This is a genomic window from Chitinophaga filiformis, assembly GCF_023100805.1.
Classification (GTDB): Bacteria; Bacteroidota; Bacteroidia; order Chitinophagales; family Chitinophagaceae; genus Chitinophaga; species Chitinophaga filiformis_B.
In genome coordinates, this window is sequence record NZ_CP095855.1 from 1090829 (window position 1) to 1114424 (window position 23596).

Below are 23596 nucleotides of genomic sequence, written 5' to 3' on the forward strand. Positions count from 1 at the left end.
TAAATAACGTGTTATCAATCTGCAGCTTAAATTTAGTAAAAATGGCCAATAGTCAATAACAATCCTGTATATGTGCAAAAAGAGTAAAAAGGGGCTTGGTACGGGGTTCTTCCGCTATTGAGATCCTGGAAGAGAGCTAACAAAACTCTAAAGAAGGGCATAGGCATGAAATGTCCGGAGACTTAATTACTTCCTAATTGGTTTTTTCCTGTATTTCTCACAGTATTGCCAGAAGCTCTCATACACTTCGTCAAGGATCGCAATGATCTTTTCTTTTTCTGCATTGCTAAGATTAGGCGTAATCCTTTCTTTGTCGCTACCGGGTTTTAATGCGCTACGCATCTTACGATAGAAGGTCGGAATGCTCCAGGCGCATTCTTCGCATACGCGTTCACGGAAATAGATAGGCAAGTTGATCATCCTTGAATGCACATCCTGTAGTAAATTGCTCGGATGTGTTGTCGAAGGCATTGTTTTTTTCATTTTGATTGATTTTGATTAAATGTGTTAACGATTAATTGAGAGTTTTTCATCGCTGTACTAATTATGATTGTGGTATAAGCAAATATATTTATAAACCTCTTATCCTGAAAAAATTTGCACAACTATATTTGAAAAATATTATCTCCTTTTTAATTCACTAATAAACAATTACTTATATAGTTTATTTTATGTATAGTGAAAAATATTGTCAACATTTTTACCCGGAGAAGATCGTAGACGGAATTGTTATCTGCAAATGACAGCGTTCCTGCATTATTAAGGAGATAACTATATTGTCTATATGAATTTCCAATTGTGATAATGAAATGGAAATTATTATTATATTGTATGAATTGCACACCAATGCAATCCACTGTTAGTAAAATATAGCATAATGTCCAGGTTAATCCACATGGGCCAACGCCTTAAACAAGTATTAAAGCAGAAGAAAATTAAGATAGTTGACTTTGCCGATATGGCAGGCTTCACCAACCAGATTGCGCATTATCACCTGCGTAAAAGTGATATGAAGCGGAGCACGCTCGAAAAATTTTGTGAGATTATCGGTATTACTCCCGAAGAGTTTTATGAATGGAACAGCGTTCCTTCCTCCAACGGTGAAAAAGGTAGCGAGAGCACAGTATTACATCATGGCGGCCGTCTGATGGAGCTTATCGGAGAGCGGGGCCTGAATAAAACGAGACTCGCCAAACGCCTGGGGATGAGCAGGAGAACGATGTACAATCTTTTTGAAAAAGAGATTTTCGGTGCCGAAGAACTGGACAGAGTGGTCCGTGCCCTGGAGATGACGACCAACGCATTTCTGCATCCCGGCTCTATGGAAGATTCAAGACAGGCAGAGAATGACGAAATGCTCGCACTCAGGGAGAAATACTACAAGCTGCTGGAAGAGCATAACCAGTTACTGAAAAGTTATTCTTCCCTCAAAGAAGGACTTGAAAGCGCTAAAAAAGACATTTTGCAGTTACGTAAGCAGGCCCGTTCAAAAAAAGGATAGTCGGGATATACCATATCTCTTATAAAGACACTATACACACGCATTAACCATATTCTTTTCACTTTCAATACGGTTCAGAAAGGGGTTCCCAGGTTTTTATGGTGTAATGAAATTATTATAGTTTTACGTAAAGTACTATAATGATAATGGTATTATCAAACCTTGTTGATGAACTATCTGCCCAATGCGTTTGAACCTCCGGTGTGGTACCTGGTAATGCCTGTCTGTGGCGCTACGGAAGAAGTGTTCACCGGGAAACGGTATGCCGATATCCTGGCCGCCAGGTTGAATAATGACCAGCGAAATGCACTGATAAAGGTCGAGGACTATACTTTTCTACCTTCCAGCGTACACTTAATGATCCGGGAGGTGGCGCTTTCCCTTGACATGTGGTGGCCTGCATTCATGGAGGCCGTCCTGGAAGAGCTGAATAAAAAATGGCCCGGGGGAGGTCTGTTGTGGTGCAGTTATACCTCCGAACGTATTGCGGATGAGAAAGCATTTGAACACCGGGCCTATGAGTTATTGTACCTGCCAGTATGGAAAGGTCTTGCCAGGGATCCTGAAGGCTATGCCTATAATAGTGTGAACAACAGGGCGAACATTGACCTGTAGGCTTATAGTAACAATGCGCCCACTTCCTCCCAGTTGTTGACCCTTTTAAAATCAGTTATATGAATGTTGTGCGGAGCGGTGAACATCAGCGCCTCTCCCTTGAATGGCTGCAGGTTCTTTACATGATCGTCTATCATATAGTCTGCCTGCACAATTGTCTTTGATCCGCAGAAGACAATGTTCTGCCAGCTTATAAACGGATAGAACTCTGCCAGCCATTCCAGCTTCTCGGGTAATGAATTAGGGAACTCCATTGCGGCAGATACGATGAACACCTCATGTTTATCATACAAAGCTTTGATCACTTCCTGGCTGTCTTTTATAACCGGCTTTGTTCTGAAAAAGCCCGGCTCATACAGGAATCCGCGGATCACTTCCTTGCCATGAGGGAACCCGGAGGTTTCCGGTTGTCCGTATAATGACGCTTTATCTACCTGCACGCCATAGCGTTCGGCATACCAGTTAATATACTGCTGGGTAGTATCTGCCATAACGCCGTCCATGTCTATTGCAATTCTTGCCATATTCTGCTGTTTTTTGCAAAGTTACCCATTTTACTGAAAATACATAGCATGATATTGCAGAATGTTTCATATTTTTGCAGGAAATTGCAAGATTATGCTGAAAGAAGAGCGTTTTGATTATATACTCAGGAAGTTGCAGACGGACCATAAGGTATTGCATACAGAGTTGAGTAATGATCTGCAGGTATCAGAAGATACCGTGCGGCGCGACCTGGAAGTACTGGCCCAGAACGGGTTGCTGATCAAGGTCAGGGGAGGCGCTATTCCGCATTCTCCCAATCCCTTTGCCTTCAATGAGCGTATCCTGCTCCATGAGGACGATAAAAGGGCCATTGCTACCAAGGCATTGTCCTTTTTGCATAATGGACAGACCATTATTATGGACGGTGGTACTTCTACCTATGCCCTCGTAAAATTATTTCCCCCCAGCCTGCAGCTTACCGTAGTAACACCCAGTATTCCTATTGCCATGCAGTTGATGGAGCATCCGGAAGTGGAGGTGATACTCACAGGCGGCAGGATCTTCAAGAGCTCGCAGGTGACTTCCGGACTGGATACCATCAGGATGCTGGAAAAATTACGGGCTGATATCTGCTTTATGGGAGTATGTAGTTTGCATACTGAAGTGGGAGTAACAGGACCGGATATGGATGAAGCGGCGGTGAAGAATGTAATGGTGCAGTCGGCCAATAAGGTGATTGCCCTGGTGACCAGCGATAAGATGGGAACCGCAGAACCTTATAAAGTATGTAATATAACTGCAATGGATACGATCATAACCGACGAAGCCGGCCTGGCGCTGGCTTTGCCTTACCGCCAGCTGGGAATAAATGTTATCTGACAAAAAGCCAACCTTTAGTATTTCAAAGTATTAACAAATATGGAATTGACAATCGGTCATTCGTACAAAAGAACTACACGCATTGCCGTAAGCGCCTTGTTTTTTCTGACTGGACTATGCTTTTCGAGCTGGGCCTCCAGGATTCCGGCCATACAGGAAAAGCTACACCTCTCCGAAGGAGCACTGGGTAGCATGTTACTGGCGCTGCCTATCGGGTCTATGTTATCCATGCCGGTGGCTGGCGTACTTGTAAGTAAATATGGCAGCCGCCAGGTATTGATGGTTGCCGGATTATTATACGCAGGCATATTGCCGACACTGGGCCTGACCCAGGCAAGCTGGCAGTTATTTGGTTGCCTGGTATTGTTCGGCTTTTGTGGCAACATGGCCAATATCGCGGTAAATACTCAGGCCGTGCTTGTGGAAGCCATGTACGGCCGTTCTATTATGGCCTCCTTTCACGGACTCTGGAGCCTGGGAGGTTTCGCCGGGGCATCTATCGGCTCCGTGATGGCTGCAATGGCCATAGTGCCTTACCAGCACTTCCTGTTTATCCTGGTGCTGGGCATCATTATTGTCGGCGTTGCTATCAGGTATGCCGTAACACACGATGCGCCGACCGGAGCACAAAAGCAGCCCTTACTTGCCTGGCCCGATAAGATCCTGCTGACCCTGGGAGTTATTGCCTTTTGCTCTATGATCTGCGAAGGGACAATGTTTGACTGGAGCGGTGTATATTTCAAAAAAGTTGTAGGCGCTTCAGAGAAAACTGCTGGTCTGGGTTATACAGCTTTTATGAGTACGATGGCCGCCTTCCGCTTTGTGGCCGACTGGCTGACAGTACGTTTCGGCACAAAGCGGATGTTGCAGCTGAGTGGCGCACTGACGGCAGGTGGATTGCTGATAGCGGTAACATTGCCATATTTCGTCACGGCTATATTCGGCTTCCTGCTGGTAGGTGCGGGCGTATCTTCAGTAGTGCCGCTGGTATATAGTGCAGCAGGCCGGAGTAAGCCATCTGCTCCCGGTATGGCCCTGGCGGCGGTATCTACCATAGGTTACCTGGGTTTCCTGGCCGGGCCTCCGTTGATAGGATTTGTGGCACAGGCAACAAGCCTGCGGATCTCGTTTACCATTATTGCCCTGATGGGTATGTGTATCGCTGTAATGAGCAAGAAAGTGAAAGCGTAAGTTCCGGAGCTTGTATAAAAGTCGCGTAAAGTAACTATGCCTCAGGCGGACTATATGTCAGCAGTCTGAAAAATCAACTGCGCGTAGTTTATAAAAAAGAGGAGTGTTTTAGAAAAATAGAAGGGCTGATCATTATGATCAGCCCTTTGCTTATCATGAATAAAGAGATGATTATTTTTTAACTAATTCCACCGTATAAGAGGTGTTATCGAGCCTTACCAGTGTAACCAGCTGAGGCGTCATTTCCAGTATTTTTACCTGGTAGGAATAAAAGTTATCGTATTCAATACCATTGTTGTCAACTACTATGGTCATGATCTTTGTTTCGGGGTTGAAAGACCAGCCACCTTTTTCCAGTTTGCTTACTGTCTGTGTGCCATAATTCAGTTTATCGCAGGTCGAATTGTCCATCACCACACGGGAGAGTGTAGCAGAGAATAACTCACTGTATTCATTCTGGTCTGTGAACATCAGGTCATATTTGGTTACCGCCGTTATAGCTGCAATGCCTTCAAAACAGCTCTGCTGGTTATTCAGGCAATATTGCACCTTACCGCTCTCGCAGGCAAAATGGGTACGGGATGTATCGGGAACGTAATAGTTCTGCCATACGCCATTTGCATCCGTTTTCCTGTTCACTTTCCAGCTTCCCACAAAGTCCTGGTAGTCAGCAATGCCGTTCTGGCTGTGAATACGTACATGCGCCAACACCTTGTTGCTGATATGGCCCAGTGAGTCGTATGCGGCGTAGGAAAGCGATAATGTGTCTCCTACAATATACTTGGGGAGCTTAACGATAATAGAGGAATCTACATAGTCTCCCTCACGGAAAAGGGAGTTTTGCACCTGGGGCGCCTGTCTGTAAAAACCGCGACCATTGGAATAATCCACTTCAAAATGTACGCTACTTCCAACGATGGATACATAATAGCCCTTGATCGTCGACTCATAATAACTGAAGTTTGGTTTGATAACGATGTAGCGGCCGCTGATAGCGTCTACAATGTTTTTGTTTTCAACCAGAACAGGGGTGCCGCTTGCAGTTGTTGCCGCAGGTATCATTCCCGGGGTGGAAATACCGAAGGCAACCTTTACTTTGGAGGCCAGTGCCACTCTGTCGTTCAGATAAACGGTGTCGATTTTTACCGGTTCCTCGGTGTCGCCGCCCTGGTCGTCCGAGCTCTTTTTACAGGCGTTGAATGCAAGAATGCATGCCAGTATTCCGAAAAATAGAATTTTTTTCATCAGGTATCAGGGTTTGAATTAAAGATCAGATATATAATTACTGTTATTTAAAATAGTATGATCTAATGCTCATCGTTCGTTTACAAGTGTCTTTTATGCTCTAAAGTATTGCCACCCATTTATCTCATAAGTATAATATGATTGATTAATCATATTAATATACGGCGGTATCCTTCTTCGGGATTTAGCCACACTATTCAGGAATTAAGTTTTTTCATACCGGGTAGAAAAAGCGCAATAACAGTTTCGCCATAAATATATGTGTTTTTCGGGATATGTGAGAGGTCTCCTTACAGAAACATGGAAGCGTCAGGAAATATGTGTATTAATATTATTCGTCGGGCTAAGGGCTTGTCAGTAAAGGATTTGCAGATTTGACCTTCGGAAGGCGTTAAATTTTATTGCAACAATAAACTTTGAAACCCTTAATTTTGCACGATTTTTTTGTCTGGTGAATGGTATTAAAATCAGTTAGGTTTTAAATTTTTCAATAGAATACGCAAATGCCGAAAGATTCTTCTATCAAATCTGTTCTTATTATTGGTTCTGGTCCTATTATTATTGGCCAGGCTTGTGAATTTGACTATTCCGGTTCCCAGGCAGCCCGTTCGCTGCGTGAGGAAGGTATCAGGGTAGTATTGATCAATTCCAATCCGGCTACTATCATGACTGACCCTATGATGGCCGATAAGGTATACCTGTTGCCGTTGACGGTAGAAAGTATAGAACAGATACTGGAAGAACAGCAGATCGATGCCGTACTGCCTACCATGGGTGGACAGACAGCCCTGAACCTCTGTAAAGAAGTGGATGAGCTGGGAATATGGCAGAAATACAATGTTCGCCTGATCGGTGTGGATATCAAGGCCATAGACAAGGCTGAAGACCGTGAACAGTTCCGTCAGTGGATGATCCGGCTGGGTGTGCCCGTAGCGCCGGCCAGAACTGCCAACTCCTTCCTGGAAGGAAAAGAGTTTGCACAGGAAATAGGATTCCCGCTGGTTATCCGTCCGTCCTTTACCCTGGGTGGGACCGGAGGTGGTTTCGTACACAGTAAGGATGAACTGGACGAAGCACTCCAACGTGGTTTACAGGCGTCTCCGATACATGAAGTACTCGTAGAAAAAGCGGTACTGGGATGGAAAGAGTTCGAACTGGAACTGCTGCGCGACGCCAATGATAATGTGGTGATCATTTGTACTGTAGAGAACCTGGACCCAATGGGCGTCCATACTGGTGACTCTATCACCGTGGCGCCAGCGATGACCCTGAGCGATACCGCTTTCCAGGACATGCGTAACAAGGCCCAGATGATGATGCGCGACCTCGGTAACTTTGCCGGTGGTTGTAACGTACAGTTCTCATTGAACCCTGAAAACGAAGAGCTGATCGCCATTGAGATCAACCCTCGTGTAAGCCGGTCTTCTGCACTGGCATCCAAAGCTACCGGTTATCCTATCGCGAAGATCGCTGCGAAATTGGCTATCGGTTACACACTGGATGAACTGGAAAACCAGATCACCAAAACTACTTCCGCTTTCTTTGAACCTGCGCTGGACTACGTGATCGTAAAAATGCCACGCTGGAACTTCGATAAATTTAAAGGTGCTGACCAGACACTGGGACTTCAGATGAAGTCAGTAGGTGAGGTAATGGCTATCGGCCGTACCTTCCCTGAAGCTTTGCAGAAAGCCTGCCAGAGCCTGGAGAATGATGCACTGGGTCTCGGTTACTACGGTAAGTCTGCCATGAAGAGTGAGCAGCTGCTGGAAAGACTGAAAACGCCTACCTGGGACCGTATCTTCCGTATCAAGGACGCCCTGATGGAAGGTGTTTCTGTGAAACACATCCACCAGATGACCTATATCGATAAATGGTTCCTCAACCAGATCAACGACATCGTGACCATGGAAAAGCAGCTGCAGGAACACGATCTGGAATCTGTACCTGAACAACTGCTGAAAGATGCCAAGAAAATGGGCTTCTCCGATATGCAGCTGGTACACCTGTTCGGTAACTGCGAGGAACACGAAGTATACGAAAAACGTAAAGCCCTCGGCATCACCCGTACTTATAAAATGGTAGATACCTGCAGCGCTGAGTTTGAAGCTATCACTCCTTACTTCTATTCTGCATTTGATACCGTAAACGAAAGCAAACCGTCCGACAGGAAGAAGGTGATCGTACTGGGTTCCGGTCCTAACCGCATCGGTCAGGGGATTGAATTCGATTACTGCTGTACGCATGGCTTACAGGCTATCCAGGAAGCAGGTTTCGACGCTATCATGGTGAACTGTAACCCCGAAACCGTATCTACCGACTTCGACATGGCGAACAAGCTGTACTTCGAACCGGTATTCTGGGAGCATCTGTGGGAGATCATCGAGCTGGAAAAACCAGAAGGTGTGATCGTACAGCTGGGTGGGCAGACAGCCCTGAAGCTGGCTAAACGCCTGGAAGAAAAAGGGATCAGGATCATCGGTACTTCTTTTGATAACATGGATATCGCTGAAGACCGTGGCCGTTTCTCAGATCTGCTGAAAGAACTGGGGATCCCTTATCCAAACTACGGTACTGCCTATAATACAGATGAAGCAATAGAAGTAGCGAAAGAAGTAGGTTATCCTGTACTGGTTCGTCCTTCTTATGTGTTGGGTGGTCAGCGTATGCGTATCGTGATCAACGAAGAAGAACTGGAATCGTCTGTACTCAGCCTGCTGAAGCACCTGCCGGGCAATAAGATCCTGATCGACCACTTCCTGGATCGTTGCCAGGAGGCGGAGATCGACGGTATCTTTGACGGAGAGAACTTCCACGTAATGGGCGTAATGGAGCATATCGAACCTGCTGGTATCCACAGTGGCGACAGTAATGCGGTATTACCTGCGTTCAACCTGAGCCCACTGGAGGTGACCACTATGGAATATTACGCAGAGAAGATCGCCCGTGCGCTCGATATCCGCGGTCTGATCAATATTCAGTTTGCTATCAAAGGCGGACAGGTATACGTGATCGAGGCTAACCCACGTGCTTCCCGTACTACGCCGTTCATTGCAAAAGCATACCAGGTGCCTTACCTGAATATTGCTACCAAAATAATGCTGGGTGTGAAGAAGCTGACAGATTTCAAGATAGAGAAGAAACTGAACGGTTTTGCTATCAAGGAGCCTGTGTTCTCCTTCAACAAGTTCCCGGGTGTGAACAAAGAGCTCGGTCCTGAAATGAAATCTACCGGTGAAGCTATCCGTTTTATCAAAGATCTCAGGGACCCATACTTCAGAACCCTGTATAAGGAGAAAAGCATGTATCTGAGTAACAAATAAGGGCAACCTTTTGGTATACTAAAGAGGGCGTCGCGCAGTAGCGGACGCCCTCTTCCTATATATTATATTAGCCAGTTCCTGTTCGAATCAATCCACTTCAGGTCCAGCTTAAATCCATGTCAAAGGCACTGTAAAGCTCTCTATGGTAGAGGGGAACAGCAGTTTTCTGCCGATGAAGGGCCTTCCGAAATCCTCCTCTGCTAAAGGGACATCATTTTCAGAATGCTGGTTCATGGCGCGCGTCATGGTACCGGTATCATCTGTGAAAAGCCAGGCTATCAAACCAAACATCCGGACTGTCACGGCAAGCCCTTATTCAGCTCTTACGGGTCCGTTTGGCTTCTTCACAACGGGAACATCTTTTATCTCCTTCATCAGCAATTCCACCGTCTTTTCCAGCTGCGGATCTTTGCCTGCAATCACATCAGCCGGGCTCATTTCCACCTGCACATCGGGCTCTACGCCTTTGTTTTCGATGATCCATTTGCCGTCTTTACTGAAGATGCCTAATCGCGGCGCAGTCACAAAACCGCCATCCATCAGCTGCGGATAATTATAGATGCCCACGAGGATGCCCATGGTGGTAGTGCCTACCAATGGTCCCAGCTTCTTTTCATGGAACATGAATGGCATCAGGTCTCCGCCGGAGCCGGCATAGCCATTTATGATCATGGCTTTGGGGCCGAATATGGCATTGCCGGGAGTGGTCATAGGCTGACCTTCGCGAGTACCCCAATAGTTCAGCAGGTCGCGATTCAGGAGGTCAATCACATAGTCAGCCGCCGATCCGCCACCATTAAAGCGCTCGTCTATGATCACACCTTTCTTGTCCAGCTGTGAGAAGTAATAACGGTTGAAATAATTATAGCCATCGCCACCGGTATTAGGCATATAGACATATGCCAGTTTACCATTGCTCAGTTGATCTACCCTTTTACGGTTACCTTCTACCCAGTTCATATGACGAAGCATTACCTCATTGGTAACAGGCACCACCGTATATTCTTTTGCGCCGGTGGTATCGGCCCGCTGATTCACCAGTATGCGTACCTGTTTGCCCGCAGTGGCCTGAAACAGGCTGTAAAGATTGGTCCTGGCATCCAGGGGTACGCCATTCACCGCCAGCAGATAATCTCCTTCTTTCACATTGATGCCTGGCTGTGTAAGAGGAGACTGGAACTGTGGATTCCAGTTCAATCCGGAATAGATCTTCGCAAAACGGAAACGACCATTTTCAATGCTATAATCTGCACCGAGCAAACCTACAGATTCAGTGATCGGTTTTGGAAAATCGCCCTGACTTACATAGCTATGACCTATCACCAGTTCTCCCATCATTTCGCTGAAGAGGTAGTTGAGGTCTTCCCTATGGCCCACATAAGGCAGAAAGCGCTGGTATTTCTTTTTCACGGCCTTCCAGTCGGCGCCATGCATATTGTCTACATAAAAGAAATCGCGTTCGATGCGCCATAGTTCGTCAAACATCTGGTTCCATTCTGCAGCGGGATCTACGAGGGTACGAATATTCCCAATATTCAGCGTGCCTTCGCCTACATTCGATTTACTGGCAGTACCTACAATGCCGGCAGCTATAGCGGTGACATACAATAGTTTCTCACCATTCTGGCTCACGGTATAGCTATTGATCCCATTCAGGAGTACATCACTTTTACGCTTCGCGATATCGTAACTGTAAAGGATATTGTCTGAGCGGTATAACAATTTGCCGTTTACAAGGCCATTCAGCTGGCTATAGTTTTGTGCCGGCAAGGGAAGCGCTACTATGCGCTGGTCAATGTTCTCCAGATCTATACGGGTCAGCTTTGAAGTGTCTTTTGCAGGAGCCTCTTTTTTCTCCTGTTCGTCATCACTCTCAGGTGAAAGTGGGGAAGGGAGGTTGTTGGCCAGTACCACCGCATAGATATTGCTAAGCGTGTTACGCTCGAAGGAGGTCATATCCAGCCAGCCTGTGTTCTGTGCATAGTTAGTGCTGGCATAGAAGAAGAGGTATTTGCCGTCCCTGCTGAATACCGGCTCATTGGCTTCACTGCGGCCATCAGTGAGTTGATAGCTTTTCTTATCAGCAAGATTGTACAGGAAGACTGCCTGCAGATTGTTAGGAAGCCTTTTGTTGTATGTAATCCAACGGGAGTCAGGGCTCCAGTTGGCATCGAAGTTCTGGTCAGGGCGATCGTAGGTGTCTTCATCTATCTGGGAGATCTTTTTACTGTCGACATCCACATACAGCAGGCGCAGACGTTTATCCCGGAATACGATCTTTTTACTGTCCGGCGACCACACTGGGCTATAGTAAAAGCCGGGATCCAGGGGAATGATAACTGCAGGTTTCTCCGCTTTCTGATCGCGGATATGCAGGGCATACTCACCGCTCGCATCAGAGAAATAAGCAATAGATTTCCCATCGGCAGACCATGCCGGCGTGCGTTCGTGAATACCGGGTGTTGCGGTAAGATTACGCATATCGCCCTTTTCAAGGGGCAGCGTCAATACATCGCCTCTGAACTGTACCACAGCCCTTACGCCGGTGGGAGAAAGGCTGATCCCGCCAAGTGTATTGAGAGATGCATTGACATAGTGGGGGCGCTTGTAAGGCAGATCTGCCTGCAGGTTAATACTGAGCGCTGTGCTTTTGCCTGAAGCGGCGTCCCATTTGTTGATGCGGCCACCTTGCTCATATACCAACGTTTTTCCGTCAGAGAAAAGCGTCTTTACATCAAAGTCTTTGTGATTCGTTAGCTGTGTAACTGTCTTGGTAGAGAGGGAATACCGAAACACATTCATGGTGCCGTTACGGTCGCTCAAAAAGCATACATCATTGCCAAGCCACACCGGACGGATGTTGTTGGAGCCTGCATCGGGGATCTCTGTCACGGCATTTGTCTGGTTATTGAATATCCAGATACGTGGCATATTACCGCCCCGGTAGTGTTTAAATGGATGATATGTACCGCCTCTTTCTGTTGGATCGGGTTGTTTAATATAGGCAGTATATAATCCGTCAGGCGAGATGTTACCCTGGTGAGCTTCCGGCATTTTCAACTTTACCGGCATACCTCCTGCTATATCGGCTTCATACAGCTGTTGAAAACGGGGCGAAATAGATTGACGTGTAGAGGCGAAAATGATCTTATCGTTACCGTGCCATCCGCGTATAATATCAGCATCCGGATGGTAGGTGATACGGCGAGGAATGCCGCCATTTGCGGCCACTACATAGATGTCGACATTGCCTTCATAGTTGCCGCTGAAGGCGATCCATTTGCCGTCGGGCGACAACATAGGCTCAAGTTCCACGTCTGGATTGACAGTGATACGCTGTGGGTGCTGCCCGTTTTCATCCGTGGTCCATATGTCGCCTGCATAGTTAAATGCGATCTGATGTTGGCTGATAGATGGGGAACGCAGTAACAGGGTTTCTGTTGATTGTGCCCTGGCCGTCAGGCAGGTTATGCCTGTCAACATAAGCAGGGTAATAGGTCTTCTGAGCATTTTGTTGGTGTTAAGCAGTTTGAAGAGTATGTACTAATTTATACTTTTTAGCCGGGAATAAAGGGGGAAATAGGTTTACCTATAGTGTTGGTATTCGCTTCGGGTTCGGTGGAAGTTCCTACCTACAGGCACTCTGCTATAGCATTATAGGCACTGTTCTATAGCGAACGCTATAGAATAGTAGGTGAAATGTAGGACCATAGCGCCTATAGGTAGGAATCGGTAGTATAGCTGAAGCGAATACATACCGAAGAGATGACCCGGTCCCGAATCATTTTAAGCCCGGATAAAGGCGTACTTAATACCGAAACGTCATTAACAAACCACAATAGGACTCCGCCAGGAGTCACTGTGTTAATAACCCCGGGTTTTAAACCGGGGGATCAGCGTTTGTAATGCGGGATAACCCCGGGAGCAACTTTTGTAGCGCGGGTTTAACCGGGTAACGATGTTTATAACGCAGAGGTAATTCCCAGGCAGATACGCCCGATATATATGTAATACATTAATTAAAGCCAGAGAAATCTACAGGGCTTCCACCTGTGCATAATTGCCTTGAAGAAGTATAGGAAAGTCTTAAAATAATCAGAGCCTGATGAAGATCAGGCTCTTTCTTTTCCCTCAAAATAACCATTAAAGACACGACTATTTATGTGTATAAATAGCGTGACCGGTAATGCAGTTTACTATAAATATTAAATATTAAAAAGATGTTAACTAATCAATAACAGATGTGGAAATGTGTAATTTATTAGTTGGTTCAAAATCAATGATTTAACAATTATCGAAAAATATGAATATGTAAAAAGCATCCTATTTTAAAAATATTTTTTGCCTGCTAAACTTATCAAGGGGGTAGATATTTATCATACCTTAAAAACATATTTCATGTGTGAAAGCCTTACTTTCACTACTTGAATTCGTTAACCATATAAAGTTGTCATGTTTGTAGCCTTTCTTAAACGTGCGCCATTTCTGCGCCTGATTTTATCCTTATCCGCCGGTATATCAGTACAGTTATATATACCGTTTAATCCGCTGATACTTCTTACTGCAGCGGGTTTGCCAGGATTGGTACTACTTGCGTTCAAAAAACTGCCTTTTCGTATCCGCTATCAGTACGATTGGCTACGCGGTGCAGCACTGCAATTGTTGGTTGTTTGCTGTGGAAGTTTACTGGTGTATTACGCTGACATCCGCCATAGCAGCCATTATTTCGATACCCTGGCAAGGCCGGGAGACCTGCTGCAGGTAACAATACGGGAACCATTACAGCCCAAAGCGCGGTCGTATAAGACCGTTGTCAGTGTAGATCATATAATACGCAATGACAGCAGCATACCGGCGAAGGGTAAATTGTTAGTATACCTAACAAAAGACAGCGCAGCAGGGAGTTTACAATACGGGGACCGATTACTGATACGATTGCAGACAACACCGGTGCAGTACAGTGGTAACCCCGGTGCCTTTAACTACAGGCGTTATTGCGCGAGCCAGCAGATATACCATCAGGCTTTCCTGTCATCAGCGGAATGGAGGCGCCTGCCGGAAGGGGAGAACCAGGTCATCATGCAATGGGTACTGCAATGCCGCGCATATTGTCTGCATACGTTGCAGCAATACATTGGCGGCCGGGAAGCAGGACTGGCAGCGGCTTTACTAATAGGCTACCGTTATGATCTGGACCGGGCAATGGTGCAGGAATACACCAACACCGGCATCGTGCATATCATCGCTATTTCAGGAATGCACCTGGCGCTTATCTACGGCGCATTACTATGGATACTGCGCTGGTGGCCAAAGCACCGTTTTTCAGAGGAGCTCAAAGGAGTTCTTATCATTCTCTTATTATGGGCCTTCACCTTATTGACCGGAGGCGCTGCATCTGTATTACGTGCAACCGTGATGTTTAGTTTCATTACCCTTGGGAAATTTATGCTGGACCGCTATACGAACATCTACAACACACTGGCGGCATCTGCTTTTCTGCTGCTGTGCTATGAACCGCGGTTGCTTGTTGATGCAGGCTTTCAGCTATCTTACCTGGCGGTATTAAGTATTGTCATTTGTTACCGGCGAACATATCATCTGTTCCAGAGCAGCAGGAAGTGGGTGGATAAGTTGTGGGATATGATAGCACTCACAATTGCAGCACAGGTAATGACCTTGCCGCTTTGTCTTTATTACTTCCATCAGTTCCCGGTTTTCTTTCTTCCTGCCAATGTGCTCGTCGTGCCGCTATCGACTATTGTATTGTATGGTGAGATCCTGCTGATGATAGTTGGAGGTGTACCAGTGCTTGCACATGGTACAGGACTGGCCTTACAGCTGCTGATGCAATGGATGAACAGGGCCGTTAGCTGGATAGGGCATCTGCCGGGCGCATTGATCACAGACATCAATATGCATCCGGTGAGTGTTGGCTGCCTGTACATCTGCATTGCCGGCCTGCTCGGCTACTGGCTGCACAAATGGCGGCGGGGATGGCTGGTGGCCCTGACAGGGGCCGCGGTATGGAGTATCAGCAACATGTTATGGCGGGTGGATGAACTGTACCAGCATAAAATGGTTGTCTACAACATACCGGAACATACCTGGTTAGATATCGTTGAGGGACGTAGGATAAGCATGACCGGCGATAGGGAACTGATGAACAATGATTCTTTATACAATTACTATTTGCGGCCAGCCCAAGTGTTGTATGGTATAAAACAACGCGTGTATACAGACATTGATAGTGCTGCATTTGCCGGTTTACGTATCCTTTCTTTAGGGCAAAAACGGCTGGTTATTGTGGACAGGGTACTTCCAGGGGCTCGTCTGCAGAAAAAGTTGCGGACAGATTATCTTTTACTATCACATAATCCACACCTGGATATCAGACAATTGGAACAGATGTTCGTTGTAGGGTGTTATATTTTTGATGCTTCCAGTACACTGCGGAACATTCGACAATGGAAAAGTGATTGTTACATGCTAACTTTGCGCTTCTTTTCGGTTCCGGACCAGGGAGCCTATGTTGTAAATTTCTAATGATTTCCATACATGCAAAAGCAAATTAAATCAGCATTGATCTCCGTTTTCTATAAAGATAACCTGGAGAACATTGTAAAAAAGTTAGGTGAACAGGGAGTAACTATTTATTCGACTGGAGGTACCCAGAAGTTCATTGAGGACCAGGGTGTGAAGTGTGTAGCGGTGGAAGATTTGACAGCGTATCCATCTATTCTGGGTGGACGTGTAAAGACCCTGCATCCGAAGGTATTCGGAGGTATTCTGGCGCGTCGTGAGAACCCGCAGGACCTTGAGCAACTGCAACAGTATGCTATTCCTGAGCTGGACCTGGTGATCGTAGACCTGTATCCTTTCGAGGAAACTGTAAAGAGCACCAAAGAAGAACAAACAATAATTGAGAAAATAGACATCGGCGGTGTATCCCTGATCAGGGCGGCAGCCAAGAACTACAAAGATGTAGTGATCGTTGCTTCCAAAGATCAGTATGCTGACCTGGAAAAAGTGCTGACAGATAATAGCGGCGCTACCAGCATAGAAGAGCGCAGGGCGTTTGCTGCAAAAGCGTTTGAAGTATGTGCTAACTACGATGTGGCAATTGCACAGTATTTCCTGAACAATGAGCCTGCTGCCTACTTCCAGGTATCCGCTCCACAGGGCCAGGTAATGCGTTATGGAGAGAATCCTCACCAGAAAGGCGTGTTCTACGGTGACCTGTCTGAGATCTTCAACAAACTGCACGGTAAGGAACTGTCTTACAACAACCTTGTAGATGTAGACGCTGCCTGCCAGCTGATCCAGGAGTTTACAGAAACCACCTTTGCAGTGATCAAACACACGAACGTATGTGGTATTGCCAGCCGTTCTACCTTAAAGGCGGCATGGGATGCAGCACTGGCGGGTGATAAAGAAAGTGCCTTTGGTGGCGTATTGGTAACCAATGCTGTGATTGACAAAACCACCGCGGAATCTATCAGCGAGATCTTCTTCGAAATATTGATCGCTCCCGGCTTTGATGCAGATGCGCTGACAGTACTGCAGGCGAAAAAGAACCGCATCCTGCTGCAACAATTGCAGCCGGTGAAGGCGCCTTATGTATACAAGAATGTCCTGAACGGCGTACTGCTGCAGGAAAATGATAAGGGTAACTACCAGGAGTGGAATGAAGCCGGTGCAAGACCAGCAACGGCTGCTGAGAAGGCAGACCTCGAATTTGCCAACATCGTATGTAAACACCTGAAATCCAATGCTATTGCTTTGGTAAAAGATAAACAGCTGATTGGTAAAGGTTGTGGCCAGACTTCCCGCATTGATTCATTACGTCATGCCATCGCCAAGGCCAACCAGTTTAGCTTCGATCTGAAAGGCGCAGCAATGGCTTCTGATGCATTCTTCCCATTCGATGACTGTGTGCGTATTGCCCACGAGGAAGGTATCACGTCAGTGATCCAGCCAGGCGGTTCTGTAAGGGACAATGATTCAATAGAATTCTGTAAGCAGAACGGTATGGTAATGGTGATGACCGGTACCCGTCACTTCAGACACTAAGCCTTTTGGGTATTAAAGTATAAAAAAAGCACTGGCAATACGCCAGTGCTTTTTTGCTAAAAATTCTTTACTATTGTTCATCTAAGCTATGGCATTTTTACACCATAATATCATGAAGGATGCAGATGATGCAGTGTTGATACAGGAGTTCAAACGCTCCGGTCAGCTGGATTATCTGGCTGCGCTATACCAGCGCTACATGAATCTGGTGTATGGAGTATGCCTGCGTTACTTTGATGAAGAGGCCAGCAAAGACGCTGTCATGCAGATCTTTGAGGAGTTGATCGGAAAGTTACAGCAGCATGAGGTGCAGAACTTTAAGAGCTGGTTGCATGTACTTACCAGGAACCATTGCCTGATGAAGTTGCGTGCTATGAAGAACAGGGAGGGAAGGGAAATTTCTCTCGAAGGACTGCCCGTTATGGAAAATGACTCTTTTGCACATCATGAGAACGGAGTAAGCATAGAGATACATCTGCAGGGCATGGAAAAATGCCTGGAAACTTTGCCGGAAGAGCAAAAGCGTAGTGTAGACCTCTTTTACCTCAAGGAAAAAAGTTATCGTGAAGTAGCTGATATTACAGGATATGATATGAAGAAAGTGAAAAGCTATATTCAGAACGGTAAGCGAAACCTGAAAATTTGTATGGAACAACAAGATGCCTGATAAGCACAGTCATATGAACCGTAATGTGGATCCTGAGCTGATCCGCCGGTATCTGGCAGGAGAGCTGGATAACAAGGCGATGCATGCCCTGGAGAAACAGGCCCTGGACGATCCCTTCCTGGCCGATGCACTGGAAGGCTTTGCTGAGCGCAGGCCGGACCAGCGCGTTCATCTGGCTGATCTGAACAGGCGCCTTGAAGCGAGAGTGCAGGGTAGGGATGAAAAGAAAGGAGGGCTGTTTGTGCTCAATTACCGCTGGCTGGCGGCAGCCGGTGTGCTGTTGCTGGTCTGCACCGGATTGATCTGGCTCCTGCAGGTAAACAAAGGAAAGTATAATAGCATTGCCTCTCAGCTGCCTAATATTTCTGACAGCTCTATTACAGATACATTACAATATTATAACCGGGAAGAACCGGTAGCCTGGGGAAAAGCCACACCCGAGAAGCCGCTTGCAGTATCCATTCCGGCAGATACCGGCTTGCTGGCAGCCAGGGAACCCAGAGCAGGTGCATTTGCCGCTGAAACGCCTCTGGCAAGCGTAATGAGAAGAGACGATTCTATCAGGCCTATGGCCGCAGCGCCTTCAATGGCCGATAGTCTGGAGGGAAGAGTAACTGAAGTTGCCGCTGTCCCGGCTTATAAAGCAGCCGCGGAGGAAATGGCTACCAGGAATGCTGCTGCCACTGCCCCCGCTGCAGCGCCCACAGTAACAACCCGCCTGATCCAGGGAAGGGTGAAAGCATTGAGCAACGCAGAAGGAATGCCAGGCGTAGCCGTTAGTGTTGAAGGCACCGGTAAAGGTGTAATAACGGATAATGAAGGTAATTTTTCTATCCGCGTAGCCGATACTGTAAAAGATGTAAAACTGGTGGTAGCTGCCGTCGGCTTCAAATCAAAGAAGCTGGACCTGAACCAGGCAGACGCTAACCTTGATATCACATTGAATGAACAGACAAGTGCATTATCAGATGTGGTCGTAACTGGTTACGGCAGCGGAAAAAAGGCGATCCACTATAGTCAGGACAGAGTTGTTTACCAGCCTCCTAGCCCGGTGAACGGGTACGAACAGTACAGGGAATACCTGGCTAAAAATGTCCAGTATCCTGCATCGGCGGCCGCCGCGAACATCACCGGAAGGGTGCGGGTATCTGTACGAGTGATGCCTGACGGTACACTGGAAGACATCAAAATAACAAGAAGGCTACAACCGGACTGCGATGCGGAAGCATTAAGAGCAGTAAAGGAAGGCCCGGAATGGAAACCCGCTTCCGATGGGAGGGCCACCCGCGTTCAGATAGATGTACCTTTCGGCCCTAAATAAGATAACTATTTTTCTTTCATCGCCCTGATCAGTTTCCTGGTCCTTTTATCTTCCCGGGCGTTCTGTAATGATATACAAGCCCAGACAGCTGCAGGTATCCAGCCGATCAGCGTGATCTGTAAAATGAGGCATAGAAGGCCCGTGAGTATCCTTCCCCTTAGTATAAAGGAAAGCCAGGGCAACAGTATAGCGATAAGTGTCATATTAAAAAGATACTATTTTTTTCTCTCTTTCCACAGCTGGTTGAAAGATTTGGGTGCAAACACCGGCAATTCCCTGTTGTCTCCCCATGCCCTGGCGAAGAACTTCTTCATGAACAGGTTTTTGGTCCTGCCGCCCACAAGGTTCATCATCCTGCGGCTCAGACTAGCCTGTTTCCAGCCAAACCAGGACATTTTTTCGCCGCCGGAGGTATAGTTCTCCTCAACGGCTTTATGGCGATTATGGAGCAGTAATTCGTGGATATTGATCCTTACAGGACATACCTCTGTACAGTTACCACAAAGGGAAGAGGCATAGCTGAGGTGCATAAAGTTGTCCATCCCCTGCAGATGAGGGGTAATAACAGCGCCAATGGGGCCGCTGTAAGTAGTTCCATAACTATGGCCGCCGATATTTTTATAAACAGGACAGGCATTCAGGCAGGAGCCGCAGCGGATGCAATAAAGGCTCTCTCTGGCTTCTGTGTCTTCCAATATGTTGGTACGGCCGTTGTCCATCAGTATCACATACATTTCTTCCGGACCGTCTATTTCGTTTTCCTGGCGCGGGCCACTGAAGATGGAATTGTATACCGTTACCTGCTGACCGGTACCATAAGTAGCCAGCAATGGCCAGAACAGCGCCAGATCATTGATAGAGGGCAGCATCTTTTCAATGCCGACCAGCACGATATGGGTTTTGGGGAATGCGGTACTGAGCCTTGCATTGCCCTCGTTCTCAGTCACCGCTACGCCTCCGATATCGGCAATGATAAAGTTGGCGCCGGTAATGCCTATTTCGGCATCCAGGTATTTCTGCCGCAGCTTTTCCCGCGCTACCATGGTTAGTTCCTGAGGTGTCAGGTTTGGGGGGGTGCCCAGTTTGTCGGCAAACAGTTGAGCTACGTCTTCCTTGCTCTTATGCATGGCCGGCGTAACAATGTGATAGGGAGGCTCGCCGTCCAGTTGCTGGATATATTCACCGAGGTCCGTTTCTACACATTCAATATTATGCTGTGCCAGGAAGTGGTTCAGGTGTACCTCTTCCGTGGCCATAGATTTGCTCTTTACGATACTTTTGCATTGTTTGGCCTCACAGATGGCCAGGATCTCGTCCAGTACCTGTTGTGCATTTTCTGCCCAGATCACTTTACCGCCACGGCGGGTGAAGTTTGACTCAAATTCTTCCAGGTGTTTATCGAGGTTCTCCAGCGCCCGCCACTTGATGTTCTTCGCCCTTTCCCGTGCAGTATTCAGATCGGAAAACTGTTGTTTCCCCGCTTTAACAGCCGTGTTATACTTACCAATGTTATAATTGATCGTTTGGCGATGACTGAGGCTTGTCGCTTTCTTCTCACTATTTTCAAGAAAAGTGGAGGCATTCTGGTGCATAAGTTGTCGGATTGCTGATTCGGAATTACAAAACCCATACCGGCTTTGCTATACGCCGGAAATGATTAAACAACAATTAGTACTGGTAAAGATAGGGAAATGAAGGGATAGCATCAGCAGATACTATTTCTCCGCCTTATATTGCTTTGTGGCGATCTTGTCCAGCACCTGGTAGAACTCCTCACCATACTTCCGGATAAGCGCATCGCGCAGGAAACGGTACACCGGCACGCGCAGGCTTCTTCCGTTCTTGCAGGCGGGTTTGCACACGTCCCAGCGGTCATAGTTCAACGCCTCAAAAGATTCGTATTTCTTAACCCTGATGGGGTAGAGGTGGCAGGAGATTGGTTTCTTGTAGTCAATTACGCCGTCATTAAACGCTTTTTCGATACCACAACCTACAATACCATGGGCGTCGATATTGGCGTAGGCGCAGATGCCTTTATTGACAATGGGGGTAACATACCCATATTCATCGTCTATGGTGTTTGTACCGGTTTGCTCTATTTCAGCGATGCCATCGGGACGGAGGTAAGACTTGATTTTCGGATAGATCTTCTTCAGGATCTTTACTTCCTCCTTATCCAGCGGCGCCCCGCAATCGCCCGCAACGCAGCAGGCGCCTTTACAGGCCCCCAGGTTGCAAACGAACTGTTCCTCAATTAATTCGTCGCTGATGTACTTGTCGTCAATGATGATCATATAAAAACGATGACCGGCCGGGTGTGTTGGCATGAGTGCCCCGGGCCGGGTATTCCTTTAAAGACGCAAAGGTACGAAAATAGTAAATGGTCTATCTCCACTTCAGTGTTTCCACCAGGTGCCACATGTCCTGCTGCAGGAACTGTTGTACCGGGGCGAGGGAATCGGCATTGGGGGTGGCGTCAAAATAAAGGGCGCCCCTGAGGAAGTGCCGGACAGAGTCGGTGGCATAAAATTGCTTTGCGGAGGCCGCATTGCCACCTACGTCATAGAACTGCCCTGTTACATGGAATGGCGTATTGATGGCCTTTTCTTCTATATATTCTGCCTTATAGGTGTGTTTATAGGTCATTTTGAAGGCGTCGTTCACCAGCTGCTGGAAATTGTTCTTCCCGCCTTTGCCGATCTCTTTATAGCTCATATAGATCTTGCCATTCAGAGACGGGAACTCCACGTTGATCCAGTAGGGATTTTCCGTTTTCTCACCGAAGAAGAGGCTATCCTTTACGACATTGGCATATACAGGGTACTCGAAGGTGTATGGATAGCCGGGAACATCAAACAGGCGGTATTCCCGTTTGGGAAAATTGATCTGGAAGTAGCCGCGCGGCTTGGGTGTATAGGTTTGCTGACAGGCGGAAAACGCCAGCAGTAAAAGCAGACAAAGAGTATTCCCGGTTAATTTCATAGTAGCTTCTTGTAATTAAAAGTGCTGCACTAGTTCTCGTCTTCCACATTCTGCCTGATGGTCACCTGTACCTTCTGGATACGCATCTTGCTTACTTCCAGCACAGTGAAATCATAGTCCTCGTGGGATATGACGCTGTTCTCCTCCGGGAATTTACCCGCCAGTTCCAGGATCAGGCCCCCGATAGAGTCACTTTCGCCCTTTACGACCTCGAAGGTATCTGGTGCGATGTTCATGATACGGCAGACGTCATTGAGCATGGTCTTGCCTTCAAATACGTAGGTATAGTTATCTACTTTACTGTAGTTGAACTCTTCTTCGTCAAATTCATCTTTGATATCGCCGATCACTTCTTCCACAATATCTTCCAGGGTCACGATACCGGAGGTACCCCCGAATTCGTCCACGACAACCGCAAAATGCATACGCCTGGTCTGGAATTCAGACAGCAGGTCTTCGATCAGTTTATGACCGTGTACAAAGAAAGGCTGCCGCATTACGGTATGCCAGTCGAAGTTTTTGCCTTTGTCGAGGTGGGGCAGGAGGTCTTTGGTGTGGATGACGCCCACGATATTATCAAGGTTGCCTTTGTAGACGGGGAGGCGGGAATAATGAAGGTCGGCCACCCTTTTTACAACGACGTCAAAGGAGTCTTCATACTCTATACCTGACACATCCAGGCGGGTATGCATGATCTGTTTAACGGTGATATTGCCAAATTTGAGGATGCCTTTCAGGATGTTCTTTTCTTCCTGGGAGGCGGTAGGATCTACGCTCATTTCAATGGCCTCGTCTATCTCCTGGTAGTTCACGGCGCCGCTGCCCCGGTGGAAGAAACGGGCCTCTATACTTTCGCTAAGGCTTACATAGAAGTCGCTTACCGGTTCCAGGGTAGCATGTACGATGCTTACAAACCAGGCAAAGTAGGTGGCAAACCGGATATTATTCTGGGCCGCCCATACACGGGGAAGTACCTGCCCGAAGAAAAGCAGCACAAAAATGATAATGGCTATACGTACTACCAGGGACACCACCGGGAAGGTCTGAAGGTCTTCCATCTGGGTGATGAGGTAGCTGGTTACCATAATAAATGCCAGGGACAGTAGGATACCAGCTATCTGGAGGGAAGCCAGCAGGGAGCGGGGCTTTTCCAGGAGTTTGGTAATCAGCTTACCACTGGTATTTTGCCTCGTTTTCAGGGCATTCAGGTCTTTATAGTTCAGGGAGAAGAAAGCCACTTCGGCACCGGAAACAATAAAAGCCATGAGTAGGAGTATGAATATTACAAGCAGATAAATAACCACGTTCGGAGTGGC

General features: G+C 47.0%; 18 protein-coding genes. 9 read left to right on the plus strand and 9 right to left on the minus strand.

Annotation, left to right across the window (positions count from 1 at the left end; all coding sequences use genetic code 11):
* Window positions 1–186 precede the first annotated feature (186 nt).
* The gene (locus MYF79_RS04580; RefSeq protein WP_247812765.1) at window positions 187–483 is read right to left on the minus strand and encodes a hypothetical protein; all 297 of its coding nucleotides are present in this window, start codon (window positions 481–483) and stop codon (window positions 187–189) included.
* 394 nt (window positions 484–877) lie between these two features.
* On the opposite strand from MYF79_RS04580, the gene MYF79_RS04585 reads away from it, so the two are divergent.
* Both MYF79_RS04585 and MYF79_RS04590 read left to right on the plus strand, forming a co-directional pair.
* Window positions 878–1501, plus strand: coding sequence for a helix-turn-helix transcriptional regulator (locus MYF79_RS04585; protein WP_199654559.1), 624 nt, complete (start codon window positions 878–880; stop codon window positions 1499–1501).
* Window positions 1502–1669: 168 nt separating this feature from the next.
* Window positions 1670–2116: a hypothetical protein gene (locus MYF79_RS04590; protein WP_247812766.1), complete on the plus strand. Its 447-nt coding sequence runs from the start codon at window positions 1670–1672 to the stop codon at window positions 2114–2116.
* Between the two features lie 2 nt (window positions 2117–2118).
* Here the strand turns inward: MYF79_RS04590 and MYF79_RS04595 are convergent, their stop codons facing one another.
* Window positions 2119–2640: a 5' nucleotidase, NT5C type gene (locus MYF79_RS04595; protein WP_247812767.1), complete on the minus strand. Its 522-nt coding sequence runs from the start codon at window positions 2638–2640 to the stop codon at window positions 2119–2121.
* A gap of 94 nt (window positions 2641–2734) precedes the next feature.
* Here MYF79_RS04595 and MYF79_RS04600 point away from each other — a divergent pair, with 94 nt between their 5' ends.
* Window positions 2735–3481, plus strand: a complete 747-nt coding sequence (locus MYF79_RS04600) for a DeoR/GlpR family DNA-binding transcription regulator (protein WP_199654562.1) — start codon at window positions 2735–2737, stop codon at window positions 3479–3481.
* 39 nt (window positions 3482–3520) lie between these two features.
* A complete protein-coding gene (locus MYF79_RS04605; protein WP_247812768.1) occupies window positions 3521–4672 on the plus strand; it encodes an MFS transporter in 1152 nt (383 codons plus the stop codon).
* Window positions 4673–4843: 171 nt separating this feature from the next.
* On the opposite strand, the gene MYF79_RS04610 is transcribed toward MYF79_RS04605, so the two are convergent.
* A complete protein-coding gene (locus tag MYF79_RS04610) occupies window positions 4844–5917 on the minus strand; it encodes a hypothetical protein (RefSeq protein ID WP_247812769.1) in 1074 nt (357 codons plus the stop codon).
* Window positions 5918–6420: 503 nt separating this feature from the next.
* Here MYF79_RS04610 and carB point away from each other — a divergent pair.
* Window positions 6421–9240 carry a carbamoyl-phosphate synthase large subunit gene (gene carB / locus MYF79_RS04615; protein WP_247812770.1) on the plus strand — a complete coding sequence of 940 codons (2820 nt, stop codon included), beginning with the start codon at window positions 6421–6423 and terminating at the stop codon, window positions 9238–9240.
* A gap of 312 nt (window positions 9241–9552) precedes the next feature.
* Here carB and MYF79_RS04620 read toward each other — a convergent pair whose 3' ends face one another.
* Entirely contained in the window at window positions 9553–12750 is a 3198-nt protein-coding gene (locus MYF79_RS04620; RefSeq protein ID WP_247812771.1) for a S41 family peptidase, read from the minus strand.
* A 942-nt stretch (window positions 12751–13692) separates the two neighbouring features.
* On the opposite strand from MYF79_RS04620, the gene MYF79_RS04625 reads away from it, so the two are divergent.
* The 4 genes from MYF79_RS04625 to MYF79_RS04640 all read left to right on the plus strand — a co-directional run bounded on the left by MYF79_RS04625 (window position 13693) and on the right by MYF79_RS04640 (window position 19298).
* Window positions 13693–15783 (plus strand): ComEC/Rec2 family competence protein, encoded by a 2091-nt coding sequence (locus MYF79_RS04625; RefSeq protein WP_247812772.1) that lies wholly within the window; start codon window positions 13693–13695, stop codon window positions 15781–15783.
* A 12-nt stretch (window positions 15784–15795) separates the two neighbouring features.
* Window positions 15796–17310 (plus strand): bifunctional phosphoribosylaminoimidazolecarboxamide formyltransferase/IMP cyclohydrolase, encoded by a 1515-nt coding sequence (gene purH, locus MYF79_RS04630; protein WP_247812773.1) that lies wholly within the window; start codon window positions 15796–15798, stop codon window positions 17308–17310.
* A 112-nt stretch (window positions 17311–17422) separates the two neighbouring features.
* Complete coding sequence (locus MYF79_RS04635) at window positions 17423–17977, plus strand: RNA polymerase sigma factor (RefSeq protein ID WP_247812774.1); 555 nt, start codon at window positions 17423–17425, stop codon at window positions 17975–17977.
* A 13-nt stretch (window positions 17978–17990) separates the two neighbouring features.
* Window positions 17991–19298: an energy transducer TonB gene (locus MYF79_RS04640; RefSeq protein WP_247812775.1), complete on the plus strand. Its 1308-nt coding sequence runs from the start codon at window positions 17991–17993 to the stop codon at window positions 19296–19298.
* A gap of 5 nt (window positions 19299–19303) precedes the next feature.
* Here MYF79_RS04640 and MYF79_RS04645 read toward each other — a convergent pair whose 3' ends face one another.
* From MYF79_RS04645 to gldE, 5 genes are all read right to left on the minus strand, one after another.
* Window positions 19304–19501 (minus strand): YqaE/Pmp3 family membrane protein, encoded by a 198-nt coding sequence (locus tag MYF79_RS04645; RefSeq protein WP_199654571.1) that lies wholly within the window; start codon window positions 19499–19501, stop codon window positions 19304–19306.
* A gap of 12 nt (window positions 19502–19513) precedes the next feature.
* A complete protein-coding gene (locus MYF79_RS04650) occupies window positions 19514–20890 on the minus strand; it encodes a LutB/LldF family L-lactate oxidation iron-sulfur protein (RefSeq protein ID WP_247812776.1) in 1377 nt (458 codons plus the stop codon).
* A gap of 123 nt (window positions 20891–21013) precedes the next feature.
* Window positions 21014–21625 (minus strand): DUF3109 family protein, encoded by a 612-nt coding sequence (locus MYF79_RS04655; RefSeq protein WP_247812777.1) that lies wholly within the window; start codon window positions 21623–21625, stop codon window positions 21014–21016.
* A gap of 58 nt (window positions 21626–21683) precedes the next feature.
* Window positions 21684–22280, minus strand: a complete 597-nt coding sequence (gene gldD, locus MYF79_RS04660; RefSeq protein ID WP_247812778.1) for a gliding motility lipoprotein GldD — start codon at window positions 22278–22280, stop codon at window positions 21684–21686.
* A gap of 29 nt (window positions 22281–22309) precedes the next feature.
* A complete protein-coding gene (gene gldE, locus MYF79_RS04665) occupies window positions 22310–23545 on the minus strand; it encodes a gliding motility-associated protein GldE (RefSeq protein ID WP_247812779.1) in 1236 nt (411 codons plus the stop codon).
* Window positions 23546–23596 lie beyond the last annotated feature (51 nt).